The organism is Pseudomonas sp. LAMO17WK12:I5, from assembly GCF_900215165.1.
GTDB lineage: Bacteria > Pseudomonadota > Gammaproteobacteria > Pseudomonadales > Pseudomonadaceae > Aquipseudomonas > Aquipseudomonas putida_A.
Window position 1 is genome coordinate 51,512 of record NZ_OBDS01000013.1, and the last position, 12,761, is coordinate 64,272.

Annotated in this window: 14 protein-coding genes; 2 read left to right on the forward strand and 12 right to left on the reverse strand. The window is 60.8% G+C overall.

Features of this window, described 5'->3' with window-relative positions:
* Positions 1–24: 24 nt before the first annotated feature.
* The 9 genes from ccmI to ccmA all read right to left on the reverse strand — a co-directional run bounded on the left by ccmI (position 25) and on the right by ccmA (position 6,975).
* Entirely contained in the window at positions 25–1,227 is a 1,203-nt protein-coding gene (gene ccmI / locus CRO59_RS22495) for a c-type cytochrome biogenesis protein CcmI (protein WP_097090125.1), read from the reverse strand.
* The gene (locus CRO59_RS22500; protein WP_097090126.1) at positions 1,224–1,694 is read right to left on the reverse strand and encodes a cytochrome c-type biogenesis protein; all 471 of its coding nucleotides are present in this window, start codon (positions 1,692–1,694) and stop codon (positions 1,224–1,226) included. Before CRO59_RS22500 ends, ccmI begins: the two co-directional genes overlap by 4 nt.
* Complete coding sequence (locus tag CRO59_RS22505) at positions 1,691–2,227, reverse strand: DsbE family thiol:disulfide interchange protein (protein ID WP_097090127.1); 537 nt, start codon at positions 2,225–2,227, stop codon at positions 1,691–1,693. Before CRO59_RS22505 ends, CRO59_RS22500 begins: the two co-directional genes overlap by 4 nt.
* Positions 2,224–4,212, reverse strand: a complete 1,989-nt coding sequence (locus CRO59_RS22510) for a heme lyase CcmF/NrfE family subunit (protein WP_097090128.1) — start codon at positions 4,210–4,212, stop codon at positions 2,224–2,226. The genes CRO59_RS22505 and CRO59_RS22510 overlap by 4 nt, the downstream gene beginning before the upstream one ends.
* Before the next feature lie 3 nt (positions 4,213–4,215).
* Positions 4,216–4,671, reverse strand: coding sequence for a cytochrome c maturation protein CcmE (gene ccmE / locus CRO59_RS22515; RefSeq protein ID WP_096796249.1), 456 nt, complete (start codon positions 4,669–4,671; stop codon positions 4,216–4,218).
* Positions 4,668–4,844, reverse strand: coding sequence for a heme exporter protein CcmD (gene ccmD, locus CRO59_RS22520; RefSeq protein ID WP_097090129.1), 177 nt, complete (start codon positions 4,842–4,844; stop codon positions 4,668–4,670). Before ccmD ends, ccmE begins: the two co-directional genes overlap by 4 nt.
* The gene (locus CRO59_RS22525; protein WP_047599963.1) at positions 4,841–5,596 is read right to left on the reverse strand and encodes a heme ABC transporter permease; all 756 of its coding nucleotides are present in this window, start codon (positions 5,594–5,596) and stop codon (positions 4,841–4,843) included. Before CRO59_RS22525 ends, ccmD begins: the two co-directional genes overlap by 4 nt.
* 78 nt (positions 5,597–5,674) lie before the next feature.
* The gene (gene ccmB / locus CRO59_RS22530) at positions 5,675–6,343 is read right to left on the reverse strand and encodes a heme exporter protein CcmB (protein WP_003222942.1); all 669 of its coding nucleotides are present in this window, start codon (positions 6,341–6,343) and stop codon (positions 5,675–5,677) included.
* On the reverse strand, positions 6,340–6,975 hold the full coding sequence (gene ccmA / locus CRO59_RS22535) for a cytochrome c biogenesis heme-transporting ATPase CcmA (protein ID WP_045122041.1): 636 nt from the start codon (positions 6,973–6,975) through the stop codon (positions 6,340–6,342). The genes ccmB and ccmA overlap by 4 nt, the downstream gene beginning before the upstream one ends.
* 197 nt (positions 6,976–7,172) lie before the next feature.
* Here ccmA and CRO59_RS22540 point away from each other — a divergent pair, with 197 nt between their 5' ends.
* Both CRO59_RS22540 and CRO59_RS22545 read left to right on the forward strand, forming a co-directional pair.
* Positions 7,173–8,753 carry a flagellar hook-length control protein FliK gene (locus tag CRO59_RS22540; RefSeq protein WP_097090130.1) on the forward strand — a complete coding sequence of 527 codons (1,581 nt, stop codon included), beginning with the start codon at positions 7,173–7,175 and terminating at the stop codon, positions 8,751–8,753.
* On the forward strand, positions 8,750–9,079 hold the full coding sequence (locus CRO59_RS22545) for an EscU/YscU/HrcU family type III secretion system export apparatus switch protein (RefSeq protein WP_007961677.1): 330 nt from the start codon (positions 8,750–8,752) through the stop codon (positions 9,077–9,079). Before CRO59_RS22540 ends, CRO59_RS22545 begins: the two co-directional genes overlap by 4 nt.
* Before the next feature lie 45 nt (positions 9,080–9,124).
* Here the strand turns inward: CRO59_RS22545 and CRO59_RS22550 are convergent, their stop codons facing one another.
* From CRO59_RS22550 to CRO59_RS22560, 3 genes are all read right to left on the reverse strand, one after another.
* Complete coding sequence (locus CRO59_RS22550; RefSeq protein ID WP_097090131.1) at positions 9,125–11,566, reverse strand: PIG-L family deacetylase; 2,442 nt, start codon at positions 11,564–11,566, stop codon at positions 9,125–9,127.
* Positions 11,567–11,800: 234 nt separating this feature from the next.
* Positions 11,801–12,193, reverse strand: coding sequence for a DUF2802 domain-containing protein (locus CRO59_RS22555; RefSeq protein ID WP_007961680.1), 393 nt, complete (start codon positions 12,191–12,193; stop codon positions 11,801–11,803).
* Positions 12,194–12,679, reverse strand: coding sequence for a chemotaxis protein CheW (locus tag CRO59_RS22560; RefSeq protein WP_003222936.1), 486 nt, complete (start codon positions 12,677–12,679; stop codon positions 12,194–12,196).
* Positions 12,680–12,761: the final 82 nt, after the last annotated feature.

Below are 12,761 nucleotides of genomic sequence, written 5' to 3' on the forward strand. Positions count from 1 at the left end.
GGTGCTTTCCTGTGGGTTCCGGGGTTATTGGTCCGGGCTGTCGATGGTCAGTGTTTGCGGCGCGGTGGTGCTGCTGGCCAGCGGGCCGCTGCGACCTACCCACTCCCCGGCGGTTGGCTGACCGGCGCGAGAGATGCGTGCAACCAGTTGGACTTCAGGAAAGTTCGACAGTTTCAACTGCGGCATCATCGCGTCAGCATCGCCCAGTTCGACGGTCACCGGCAGATCGGCCACGGTCAGACGCTTGGCCGCCAGCGGTGCCGGTGGGCCGGAAACGGCGCGGGCGAAGATGAACACGCTGTCGCCCGGTTGCACCTTGCCTTTGAGTTCGCTGGCCAGATCCACGCGCACCTTGAGCAGAGCGGCGACCTTGGCGGCTGGCGTGGCGGCGACCTTGCCACCGCTGGCTTGCAGGCGCTCGGTGGCTCGCTCGATCCCGCCCTGCAAGGCGGCGCGGGAGTTGTCGCCCTCTGGCAACTGCGCCAGCAGCCGGTTCCAATAGTCGATTGCCTGCTGATAACGCTCACCCTCGAACGCGGCGATGCCGAGCAGGCCGAGGCTGGTGACTTCTTTCGGATCGGCTTTCAGCGCTTCATCGGTCAGGGCCTGGATCTTCTCCGACCACTTTTTGCCATCGGCAAAGTATTGCGCCTGCGCCCACTGGCCGAGCAGCTCCGGCTGGCGACCCGCAAGGTTGGCGGCGCGTTCGAACATCTTGGCCGCATCTGCCGGACGATCCTGGGCCATGTAGGTGCGCCCGAGGAAGTACAGGCCTTCCGCCGAATCCGGTTGCGCGGCGACGGCACGCTCCAGACGCCGGGTCATCTCTTCCATCGACTGCGGCGCCTGGGCGAATTCGCGGGTCAGTTCGACTTTATCGGCAGCACCGAAATGCAGGTACAGACCCAGGCCCAACACCGGCACCAGCACCGCCGCCAGCAGCGGCAACGGCTTGCCCAGTTTCGACACACGCGGTGCGGCAACGCCTTCTGTATCGGCGAGCAGCTCACGCGCAGCTTCCGCGCGACCGCTGTCCATTTGCGCGGCATCGAGTACGCCTTCGGCCTGCTGCGCTTGCAGCTCGGCGACACGCTCCTGATACAGCGCCACGTTCAGGGCAGTTCGATCCTCTTCACGCTGGGCGCGACGGCCACGCAAAACCGGGATCAGCAGAAAACTCAGGGCGACCAGAAGCAACAGCCCTGCGGCAAGCCAGAAATCAATCATTCTTGGTTTTTATCCAACAGTTGGTCGAGGCGCTGACGCTCTTCGGTGGACAGCGATGGCGGGGTCTCGGTGCGTTGTGCGCGGCGTCGGCGAACGATCACTGCGATCACCACCAGACCGCCGAACAACAGGCCGGCCGGGCCGAACCACAGCAGTGCAGTCTTGGCATTGAGCGCCGGTTTGTAGCGGACGAATTCACCGTAGCGATCGACCATGAAATCGATGATCTGCTGATTGTCCTTGCCCTCGCCGAGCATGCGGAAAATCTCTTTGCGCAGGTCGGCCGCAATCGGAGCGTTGGAGTCGGCGATGTCCTGGTTCTGGCACTTGGGGCAGCGCAGTTCCTTGGTCAGTTCACGAAAGCGCTCGCGATCACCTTCCTTGGCGAACTCGTAGGTGTCGATCGCGGCATGCGCCACACCGGCCAGACTCAGGCCCAAGACCACGGCAGCGATAAAGCGCTTCATGGCTTGGCCTCATCGACCAGCGCCTGATATTTGGCTGCAAGTTTTTCGCGCCAGACCTGCTCGTCGATCACACCCACGTACTTGTCACGGATGATGCCCTTGGCGTCGATGAAGAAGGTTTCCGGCGCGCCGTACACGCCGAGGTTCAGGCCCAGCGAACCTTCGTCGTCACGGATATCCAGCAGGTACGGGTTGTGGAATTCGGCCAGCCACTTCAACGCATCGGCGTTGGTGTCCTTGTAGTTGATGCCGTAGATCACCACACCGCGCTCGGCCAGCTTGTTCAGCACCGGGTGCTCGACCCGGCAGGAAATGCACCAGGTGCCCCAGACGTTGACCAGTGCCGGTTTGCCGAGAATGTCAGCCTTGGTCAGGTTCTTGTCGCCCTGCACGTTCGGCAGGCTGAACTCCGGGAATGGCTTGTTGATCATCGCCGACGGCAGCTCCGCCGGATCGAGGTACAGACCGCGATACAGAAACACCGCCATCAGCAGGAACATCGCCAGGGGTACCAGCATCAACCAACGTCTCATGCAGCCGCTCCTTGCAGGCCGAGGGCTTCACGCACCCGGGCTTTGACCTTGACTCGATAACGCCGATCCAGCGCCGCCAGCAATCCGCCCAGACCGGTCAGCAGACCGCCGAACCAGATCCAGCGCACGAACGGTTTGACGTGAACCCGCACCGCCCACGCGCCGTTTTCCAGCGGCTCGCCCAGTGCAACATAGAGATCGCGGGTGAAACCGGCGTCGATCCCGGCCTCGGTCATCATCGAACTCTGCACGGTGTACAGGCGTTTTTCCGGGTGCAGTACGCTGATTTCCTTGCCGTCGCGGATCACCCGAACGGTGCCTTTGTCGGAGGTGAAGTTCGGCCCTTCGAAGTGCTTGGCACCTTCGAAAACAAACTGATAGCCGGCCAGGGACATCGACTCGCCCGGCGCCAGACGCAGGTCGCGCTCGGCACTGTTCTGACTCGACAGCACCACGCCGAGGGCGCACACGGCGATGCCCAAGTGAGCGATCTGCATGCCCCAGTAGCTGCGGGTCAGGGTTGGCAGGCCTTTGATCAGGCCCTTGTGGCGAGTCTTGTCGAAGATGTCGCGCACACCGGCGAGCAACACCCATGCAGCAAGCAGGAACGTCGCGATCACCGCCCAGTTGAAATCGCCGTAAGCGACACCGGCCACCACGGCCAATGCGACGCTGCCGAGCAGCACCGGGGTCAGCATGTTCGCCAGCCACTTCACCGGGGTGTCTTTCCAGCGGACGATCACGCCGACCGCCATCACCACCATCAGCAACGCCATCAACGGGATGAACAGCGCGTTGAAATACGGCGGGCCTACCGACAGCTTGGCGCCGCTGATCGCATCAAGAATCAGCGGATACAACGTGCCGAGCAGAATCATCGACGCCGCCACCACCAGCACCAGGTTGTTGCCCAGCAGCAGGGTTTCCCGAGACCACAGGTTGAAGCCGACCTGGCTCTTGACCACTGGCGCGCGCAACGCAAACAGCGTCAGCGAACCGCCGACCACGAACAGCAGGAAGATCAGAATGAACACGCCGCGCTCAGGGTCCGAGGCAAACGCATGTACCGAAGTCAGCACGCCGGAGCGCACGAGGAACGTACCGAGCAGGCTCAACGAAAATGCGGCAATCGCCAGCAACACCGTCCAGCTCTTGAACACGCCACGTTTTTCCGTGACCGCCAGCGAGTGAATCAACGCGGTACCGACCAGCCACGGCATGAACGAGGCGTTTTCCACCGGGTCCCAGAACCACCAGCCGCCCCAGCCGAGTTCGTAGTAAGCCCACCACGAACCGAGGGTGATGCCGATGCCGAGGAAGGCCCAGGCGACAATCGTCCAAGGGCGCGACCAGCGTGCCCACGCGGCGTCGAGACGACCACCGAGCAAAGCGGCGATGGCGAAGGCGAAGGCCACCGAGAACCCGACATAACCCATATAGAGCATCGGCGGATGGACGATCAGGCCGATGTCTTGCAGCAGCGGATTGAGGTCACGCCCGTCGGCCGGAATCTGCGGCAGGATCCGCGAGAACGGGTTGGAGGTGAGGATCAGGAACAACAGGAAACCGGTGCTGATCATGCCCATCACCGCCAGCACACGGGCGAGCATGACTTGCGGCAACTGCCGGGAGAACACCGACACGGCGAACGTCCAGCCACCGAGGATCAACGCCCACAGCAGCAGCGAACCTTCGTGGGCACCCCACACCGCGCTGAACTTGTAGTACCACGGCAAGGCGCTGTTGGAGTTCATCGCGACATAACCGACCGAGAAATCGTCGGTCATGAACGCGTAGGTCAGGCAACCGAAGGCAAACAGCAGGAACGCAAACTGACCCCACGCCGCCGGCTGGGCCAGGCCCATCCACATACGATCGCCGCGCCACGCACCGAACAGCGGCACCACGGCCTGCACCAGCGCAAAACACAGCGCCAGAATCATCGCCAGATGGCCGAGTTCGGGAATAAACAGTGCAGAAGTCATTGATCAACCCTCCTTCGCTTGGGTCGGTGCCGATTGACCACTGTCTTTCAGCGCTTTGGTCACTTCCGGCGGCATGTACTTCTCGTCGTGCTTGGCCAGCACTTCATCGGCCACCACCACGCCGTCGGCGTTGAGTTTGCCCAATGCGACGATGCCCTGCCCTTCGCGGAACAGATCCGGGAGGATCCCGCGGTAGGTGATGGTCACGGCTTTGTTGAAGTCGGTGACAACGAATTTGACGTCCAGCGAGTCCGGCGAACGCTGCAGCGAGCCCTTCTCGACCATGCCGCCGGCGCGGATGCGCGTGTCGTGCGGCGCTTCACCGTTGGCGATCTGGGTCGGCGTGTAAAACAGGTTGATGTTTTCCTGCAGGGCGCTGAGGGCCAGGCCGACGGCAGCGCCGACCCCGACCAGGATCGCCAGAATGATGGTCAGACGTTTTTTGCGCAGCGGATTCACTTGCCGTTCTCCCGGCGCAGACGACGCGCCTCTTGTTGCAGATAGCGCTTGCGGGCCGCGATCGGTGCGACCACGTTGAGGATCAGCACCGCCAGACAGATGCCGTAGGCCGTCCAGACATACAGACCATGGTGGCCCATGGCGAGGAAGTCGCCGAATGAAGCAAAACTCATCGCGCGGCCTCCAGGCTGTTCTGCACTTCTTCTTTCACCCAACTGGCGCGGGCTTCGCGCTTGAGCACTTCAAGGCGCATGCGCAACAACAGCACGGCGCCGAAGAAACAGTAGAAACCCAGCACCGTCAGCAACAGCGGCAGCCACATTTCAGCGGGCATTGCCGGTTTTTCCGTGAGGGTGAAGGTCGCGCCCTGGTGCAGGGTGTTCCACCACTCCACCGAGTATTTGATGATCGGAATGTTGATCACCCCGACGATCGCCAGCACGGCGCAGGCCTTGGCGGCGCTGTCGCGGTTGCTGATGGCATTGCCCAGCGCGATCACGCCGAAATACAGGAACAGCAGAATCAGCATCGACGTCAGCCGCGCATCCCAGACCCACCACGAGCCCCAGGTCGGCTTGCCCCAGATCGCCCCGGTGACCAGCGCCACAGCGGTCATCCACGCGCCGATCGGCGCCGCACATTGCAGGGCGACGTCGGCCAGTTTCATTTTCCACACCAGCCCGACCACGCCGCACACCGCCAGCATCACGTAGATCGACTGCGCCAGCATTGCCGCCGGCACGTGAATATAGATGATGCGGAAGCTGTTGCCCTGCTGATAATCCGGCGGCGCGAAGGCCAGGCCCCAGACGACGCCAATGCTGATCAGCAGCAACGCGGCAATGCTCAGCCACGGCAGAAACCTGCTGCTGATGCCGTAGAACCACTTGGGCGAGCCGAGCTTGTGAAACCAGGTCCAGTTCATACTGTTTCCATCACGGGTGCCGCTCATCGGTGTGAGCAGTCTCAGGGTCTTTGCTGGTTAAATTTTAACCAGACCTCATTATTCGCCGACGCTGATCTTCAGGCCAGCCGCTATTGCAAAAGGTGTCAGGGTGATCGCCAGGGCGGTCAGGCTACCCAGCCACAGCAGATACCCGGTCGCCGGCATGCCTTGCAGGGCGGCCTGTAAAGCGCCACTGCCAAGGATCAACACCGGGATGTACAACGGCAGAATCAGCAGCGCCAGCAACAGGCCGCCGCGTTTCAAACCAACCGTCAGCGCCGCGCCCACCGCACCGAGCAGGCTCAGCACCGGGGTACCCAGCAGTAACGACAACAGCAACACCGGCAGGCAGGCGACCGGCAAACCGAGCATCAACGCCAGCAACGGCGAGAGCAGAACCAGTGCCAGTCCCGAGAACAGCCAGTGTGCCAGCACCTTGGCCAGCACCAGTAGGGGCAGCGGGTGCGGCGAAAGGACCCACTGTTCCAGGGAGCCATCTTCGAAATCACTGCGAAACAGTCCGTCCAGCGAAAGCAGGACCGACAACAACGCGGCCACCCAGACTAACCCCGGGGACAGGTTTTGCAAGACTTGAGTTTCCGGGCCGACGGCCAGCGGGAACAAGGCGATGACGATGGCGAAGAAAATCAGCGGATTGGCCAGTTCCGCCGGGCGACGAAACAGCAAACGGGACTCACGGGCAACCAGCAGGCCGAACACACTCATACTGCCCAGTTCCCCAGATCGATATCGCGATAACCGGCCGGCATCCGGCTCAGTGTGTGGTGCGTGGTCAGCACCACCAGACCGCCGCGCTCGCAGTGCCCGGCCAGGTGTTCTTCAAGCTGCGCCACGCCCTGTTTGTCGAGCGCGGTGAACGGCTCGTCGAGAATCCACAGCGGCGGGCTGTCCAGATACAGCCGCGCCAGCGCCACGCGGCGTTGCTGACCGGCGGACAGGGTGTGGCAGGGAACATCTTCGAATCCGCGCAATCCTACGGCTGCCAGTGCCTGCCAGATCGCCTCGCGCTCGGCCGGCCGATGCAGGGCGCAGAGCCAGGACAGGTTCTCTTCCGGGGTCAGCAGGTCCTTGATCCCGGCAGCGTGGCCGATCCACAGCAGGTTGCGCGCCAGTTCGCTCGGTTGTGCAGTCAAGGGCTGGCCGTTGAGCAGCACTTGACCGCTGGTCGGCTGCATCAACCCGGACAACAGACGCAGCAGGCTGGTCTTGCCGCTGCCGTTGGGGCCGCTGATCTGCACCATATCGCCACTGGCCAGTCGCAATTCGAGATTTTCGAAGAGCAGTCGCAGGTCTCGCTCACAGGCAAGGGCAACGGTTTGCAGGACAGGACTGGTCAAGGGATCACGGGCCTTATACGGTTCAAGTCGGCTCTGGCGCGGCCGTTAAAGAGATGCAGGATAAATGCAATGACGGTGCGAACCAGAGAGCTGGATCAAACAATTGCTATGTTTTCTGAACGAAGCGCAAGACGCGCGGCATTATACATGCCGTGCCTTACTCCCAAGAGCGCAATTTCCTCAGGTTGTGTCCGCGTATGACAGGCGAAATGAACATCCTCCCGCTCCCGCCCACCACCCCGGCGAACGCGCGTCCGCTGGTGATGAGCGGTGAGTTGCTCAAGCTGCTGACCCCGGTCGAAGGCCTGATCGGCGCCGGGCAAAGCGCCCAGGCCGAGGTGTTGTCACTCAAGCAGGCGGATCAGACCTTTCAACTGCTGCTCAAGGTCACCGTCGACGGCGGCCGGCAGACCACCGTGCAAGCCAGCAGCAACCTGCCGTTGCCGACCGGCACCAACCTGGCCGTCACTCAGCCGTCGGCGGGCAATCTGGCGATCACCGTGCAACAGGCGATTGCCAGCAGCGTCGCCGCCCTCACCCGCATCGACACCGCGCAGTTGCCGGTCGGCACGCTGCTGCAAGGCAAGGTGCTGACCTCGCAGACACTGCCGCAAGTGCCGGGACAGCCGACGGTGTACCGCTCGCTGGTGAGCCTGCTCAACACCGCGCAAAGTGGCGCCACACTGGACATCGACAGCCCGACGCCACTGCGCATCGGCACCCTGCTCTCGGCACTGGTCGAAGACTCGCAAACCCTCAAGTTCGTGCCACTGAGCAGCCGTCAGGAGCAATTGGCGGTGAGCCAGCAACTGCTCGGCCAGCAGACTCGCCAAGGTTCGCTGGACGGTTTGCTCAATGCTCTGCAAAACCTGCCGAGCGACGACGATCAGACCTCGCAGGATCTGCGCGCTGCCGTCACGCGCCTGCTCGCCAACCTGCCCGATGTGCAGCAAATGAGCACCGCCAAAGGCGTGGCGCTGGCCCTGGCCAACAGCGGCGCTTTCCTCGAAGCCAAATTGCTGACCGGACAGAATCCGGCGCTGGCCCCGGACATGAAAGCCGATCTGCTCAAACTTATCGCGCAGCTGTCGCCGGGTGCGCCGGGCAATGCCAGTTTCAACGCGATCATCGCTGCCAACACGCTGGCGCAAGCACTGCCGAGCTTCGTGCGCAACGCCCTCGGCACCCTCGGTCAGGTCAGCGCCAAACCGCTGCCCAGCAGTTTCCCGCTGCCCGACCGCCTGCTGCAAAGCCTCGACGGCGAAGGCGATCTTGAGCATCTGCTGCGCCTCGCTGCAGCCGCCGTGTCGCGCCTGCAAAGCCATCAGTTGTCGAGCCTGGAACAGACCGGTGTCACCGATGACGGCCGTCTGCTCAGCACCTGGCAGCTGGAAATCCCCATGCGCAACCTGCAGGACATCGTGCCGTTGCAGGTCAAGTTTCAGCGCGAAGAAGCGCCGGAAAGAGAACCGCAACCCAACGAACGCCGTGACGAACGCGAGCCCAAACAGCAGCTGTGGCGCGTCGACCTGGCGTTCGACATGGAGCCGTTGGGGCCGATGCAGATTCAGGCGCAGTTGATTGCCGGCAGCCTGTCGAGTCAGCTCTGGGCCGAGCGCCCATACACCGCCGACCTGATCGAAACCAATCTGTTCGCCCTGCGCCAGCGCCTACTCGATCGCGGGCTGAATGTCGGCGATCTCGATTGCCACCTCGGTACCCCGCCGCAAGGCAACCAAACCCGCCTCGAACATCGCTGGGTCGATGAAACCGCATGAACGATTCCACTGCTCCACGCCAGGCCATCGCCCTCAAATACGACGGCAACCACGCCCCGACCCTCACCGCCAAGGGCGACGAGGAACTGGCCGAAGAAATCCTGCGCATCGCCCGCGACTGTGAAGTGCCGATCTATGAAAACGCCGAGCTGGTGCGGCTGTTGGCGCGGATGGAACTGGGCGACAGCATCCCTGAGGAGCTGTACCGCACGATCGCCGAGATCATCGCGTTCGCGTGGAATCTGAAGGGGAAATTCCCCGAGGGGCAGGATCCGGATGCGCCGATGGTCGAGAAGGACGTTACCGAACGCGGGGCTGATTACTAGTCCGCGCCGGATACAGGCTCAAGTGCACGCGTTCCCGCTCGACATTCAATTCAAGCGAGCTCGCCACTGCAGGTTCGCCCATTCAAACCGCTGTGAACGTCCATAATCCCTGATCCCGACGGGCCTACCTTGCTCGGACAGATTCAGTGCCTTGAAGCCGACTTTCCCGATTCGCCAGTAATACTCATGCACAGGATCGTTGACGCGATAGGGAAGCAGGATCTGCCTGCCCGTCCCCAGCCCGTAAGGCCGCACGTCGGCCCAATTAAGCACGCTCGTCTCGAAAGCCGGAGACGAAGGCTCTTCGAACTCTCCGCCGCCAGGATTTGCGACTTTCCAGAAATTGATATCACTACCGTCTGATCGAGCGTGCAGCACCCATACATCGGTCAGTTTGGTAATCGGCGAATCCAGCACTGCGGTCTTTGAACGCGCAGAATAGAAGCCCGGCAATTCCAAGACTTTTTCAAAATCCAGAGAACGGCCACTGCTCCTGTAGGTGAGCAGCTTCAAGAACTGCTCACTTGAATCAACAGCGAGCACATCATCCTTGCCATCGTTGTCCAGTCTGGCGCTGTAGAAATGGACCGGCAATGGGTTTTTTCGAGCATCTCCCCAGTGAGCAGGAACGCCCAGACTCGCCCCTTTATTCTCCATCAGCCAAAAATCGGACACTGTGTTATTCAGGGTTTGCACAATCAACACATCTTGCTTGCCGACGCCTCTGAAGTCGCCAGCCAGATATTGCTGAGCTTGCCGGTAGGCATGCCCTTGCGGAACCGAACGCCAGATAACCGGATCAGCAAAATGCCCGCCTTCATTCTTCAATAGCCTGAAAATGGTTTCGTCAGCGTTTCCGGGCGATATCGCCATCAGATCAGCCTTGCCGTCACCTGTGAAATCCGCCAGCAGATAGCGCGTAGTGTCGTAGCAAAGGGCTGTAGCACACCCGGAATCAAAAGAGTCTGGATCAAATAGAAGTCTGTCCTCATACCATTTCTCGGATGCAATCGCGTCTGCGTCCAGCGACGTGACCCAAATATCGACACCTGGACCATCCTGCCGGCGCTGCACTTGTACCGTCCGGTTCGTCCCGTCACCGATGACATCCCCCGTCAGCGCCACTTCCATCGAATCATTGCTGTCGATGTTATCGATGCTGCGCACCCACAACGTAGAACCCGCAAACTCCCTGCAATCCGCTATCAAGCTCGGCTGTACTCCGTCCAGGCATTGCCCCTGCGCTCCGGGAACATAGATTTTCCCGAAATCCCACGGAGTCCAGTGTTGAGAGGGCTCATTGCTTTCACATGCGCGTTCGATCAATTGGCCATTCTGACGCGCTATGCAATGGCCAGAGGCTGTTTTCAGCAGTGCAACTCCCCTGCTCGCGCCGACTGCAATGTCGGAGGGCACAAACGCCCAGCGCTGGTCAGCGTCTGGCTCACATCCATCCAGTGTCACCTGCTGCCCCAATCCATTGGCAACCAGGCACTGTTGCGTCTGGAAATTGACTAGCGGTCTGAAAGGGATATTGACCAGTGGCCCGGCAGCGTGAGCATGGCTGAGCGTGAAATTGAGTCGCGCCACCCAATTGCCATTCCAGGTGGCTTCACTGTACGCACTGCTGACTGGCTCAGCCCCTTCAAAATGAAAGTAACTGGCGACAACATGCCGTTTCGCCTGCACCGCTGCCGGGTCCACGTTAGGAGCGACGGCCGCCGAGGGATAGGTCTCGTGATAAACCACCGGGATATCTGCACTGATCCCGCGCAAGGCCAGGCGCGTCAAACGTGCCGAATAAATATGGTCAGGATGCTCCGTGTACGGGACGGTGTCCGGATTGAGTGCATACACCCGGGTGGCTCCTTCATTGACGATCAGCTCAGTCAAGAGCTGCACAAAAGATGTTCGACTGTAGAGGTTTACCGGACCTGAAGCCGAGTCCAGATAGGGCCAACTCCGAACAGTTTTATCGAGGTCGAGCAAATCGGCCAGCGGCACATCTCCACCACGAACGTCCCCTCCCGGCACACGCAAAAATATGAGCTTCAATCCAGGTCGCTCATTGGCCTTGACGCTCATCACAATGGCTGAATCAGTGAATATCAGATAAGGCGTCCACCCGATCGCAAAACCCAGCATTTTTTCATAGGCTTTTGTCGACGCGCTTTCGCGCTTCAACACATAGTCGAAGCCGGCGCCAGAACTGCCACCGTTCATGAAGATACTGGTCACACAGCCGCCGGCAGCCAGAACTTGCGAAATCCGCGGATCAATAAACAGCAGATCGTCGTCCATATGCGCAACGACATTGACCAGGTGGACACCGTGACAATTTTGCCGGTCGGCAATATCGGCTTCTGGAGCAAGCCTGCTGACCTGAGCCTGACAAGCCGTCAGGAGCAGCACGACTGCCAGCCACAGGGCGGCAACACCGAGAGACTGCACTTTTCTTGCGCGCTCGATTCTGGCTGGCAAATGCATACCCACTCCACGATTGGCTGGATCGGTGAATTGGCGATCAGACGCGTCTGCCTGAAAAGCCGACGGGACTATCGCGAGTCACGAGCAGTGTGAGGAGCGATGAGCGAAATTCTCTACTGTCAGAAATAACAGTTCAGACAGACGGCCATGGGCGAATCAGGCAACAAATCGAGCGCAAAAAAAATCGCCGGCATGACCGGCGATTCTTATTCAAATGACATGCCTCAACGCATATCAACTTCTGTGCAGCTTGCGCATCAACTCCGCCTCAGCCTGGGTCAAGCCGCAGGACTGGGTCAGCTCATCGACGCTCGCGCCCATGCCCACCAGTTTCGCCGCCTGGGCGAACGACAGGCTCGACGGGTCGCGTTGTTCCAGCGCGACTATCTTGTCCGGCAACGGACCGACTACCGAGCGCAGCTCGTGCAGGGCTTCGCCCATGCGCACGTTGCCGTTCTGATAGTCGTCGACACGCTTGGCCAGGTCCTTGATGCGCTGATCACGCAGCGCATCGCCCTGAGCCTGTTGCGCAGCGATCACCCGCTGCGCCTTGATGTACGCCAGAAACATTGCCAGCGTGCCTGCCCAGAAGAGGAACAGGACAATGACCGCAACCTCGAGAATCAATCAGATGCTCTCCAGTTCCGACCATTCTTCTTCGCTCATCATCTTGTCCAGTTCGACCAGGATCAGCAACTCGTTGTTCTTGTTGCACACGCCCTGGATGAACTTGGCCGACTCTTCGTTGCCGACGTTCGGCGCAGTCTCGATTTCCGACTGACGCAGGTAAACCACTTCGGCCACGCTGTCGACCATGATCCCGACCACTTGCTTGTCGGCTTCGATGATGACGATACGGGTGTTGTCGCTGATCTCGCCGCTGTTCAGGCCGAAGCGCTGACGGGTGTCGATCACGGTGACCACGTTACCGCGCAGGTTAATGATGCCCAGCACGTAGCTTGGTGCACCCGGTACCGGCGCGATTTCGGTGTAACGCAGGACTTCCTGAACGCGCATCACGTTGATGCCGTAGGTTTCGTTGTCCAGCTTGAAGGTCACCCATTGCAGGATCGGATCTTCAGAACCTTTTGCATTCGTCGCCTGACTACTCATACCCTGACCCCTCGAAAAAACCGCACTGGGCGGTGTGTGTTCTGTGTGGAGGCATTGAAAAATGCCTTCGCCTGACTGTTAT

What these genes read in the sequence shown, in the direction of transcription:
- CRO59_RS22525 (WP_047599963.1), bottom strand. Translation starts at nt 5,596, where the DNA reads ATGAACTGGACCTGGTTTCACAAGCTCGGCTCGCCCAAGTGGTTCTAC.
- ccmB (WP_003222942.1), bottom strand. Translation starts at nt 6,343, where the DNA reads ATGAGTGTGTTCGGCCTGCTGGTTGCCCGTGAGTCCCGTTTGCTGTTT.
- CRO59_RS22545 (WP_007961677.1), top strand. Translation starts at nt 8,750, where the DNA reads ATGAACGATTCCACTGCTCCACGCCAGGCCATCGCCCTCAAATACGAC.
- CRO59_RS22505 (WP_097090127.1), bottom strand. Translation starts at nt 2,227, where the DNA reads ATGAGACGTTGGTTGATGCTGGTACCCCTGGCGATGTTCCTGCTGATG.
- CRO59_RS22540 (WP_097090130.1), top strand. Translation starts at nt 7,173, where the DNA reads ATGACAGGCGAAATGAACATCCTCCCGCTCCCGCCCACCACCCCGGCG.
- CRO59_RS22500 (WP_097090126.1), bottom strand. Translation starts at nt 1,694, where the DNA reads ATGAAGCGCTTTATCGCTGCCGTGGTCTTGGGCCTGAGTCTGGCCGGT.
- ccmI (WP_097090125.1), bottom strand. Translation starts at nt 1,227, where the DNA reads ATGATTGATTTCTGGCTTGCCGCAGGGCTGTTGCTTCTGGTCGCCCTG.
- ccmD (WP_097090129.1), bottom strand. Translation starts at nt 4,844, where the DNA reads ATGAGTTTTGCTTCATTCGGCGACTTCCTCGCCATGGGCCACCATGGT.
- CRO59_RS22510 (WP_097090128.1), bottom strand. Translation starts at nt 4,212, where the DNA reads ATGACTTCTGCACTGTTTATTCCCGAACTCGGCCATCTGGCGATGATT.
- CRO59_RS22560 (WP_003222936.1), bottom strand. Translation starts at nt 12,679, where the DNA reads ATGAGTAGTCAGGCGACGAATGCAAAAGGTTCTGAAGATCCGATCCTG.
- CRO59_RS22550 (WP_097090131.1), bottom strand. Translation starts at nt 11,566, where the DNA reads ATGCATTTGCCAGCCAGAATCGAGCGCGCAAGAAAAGTGCAGTCTCTC.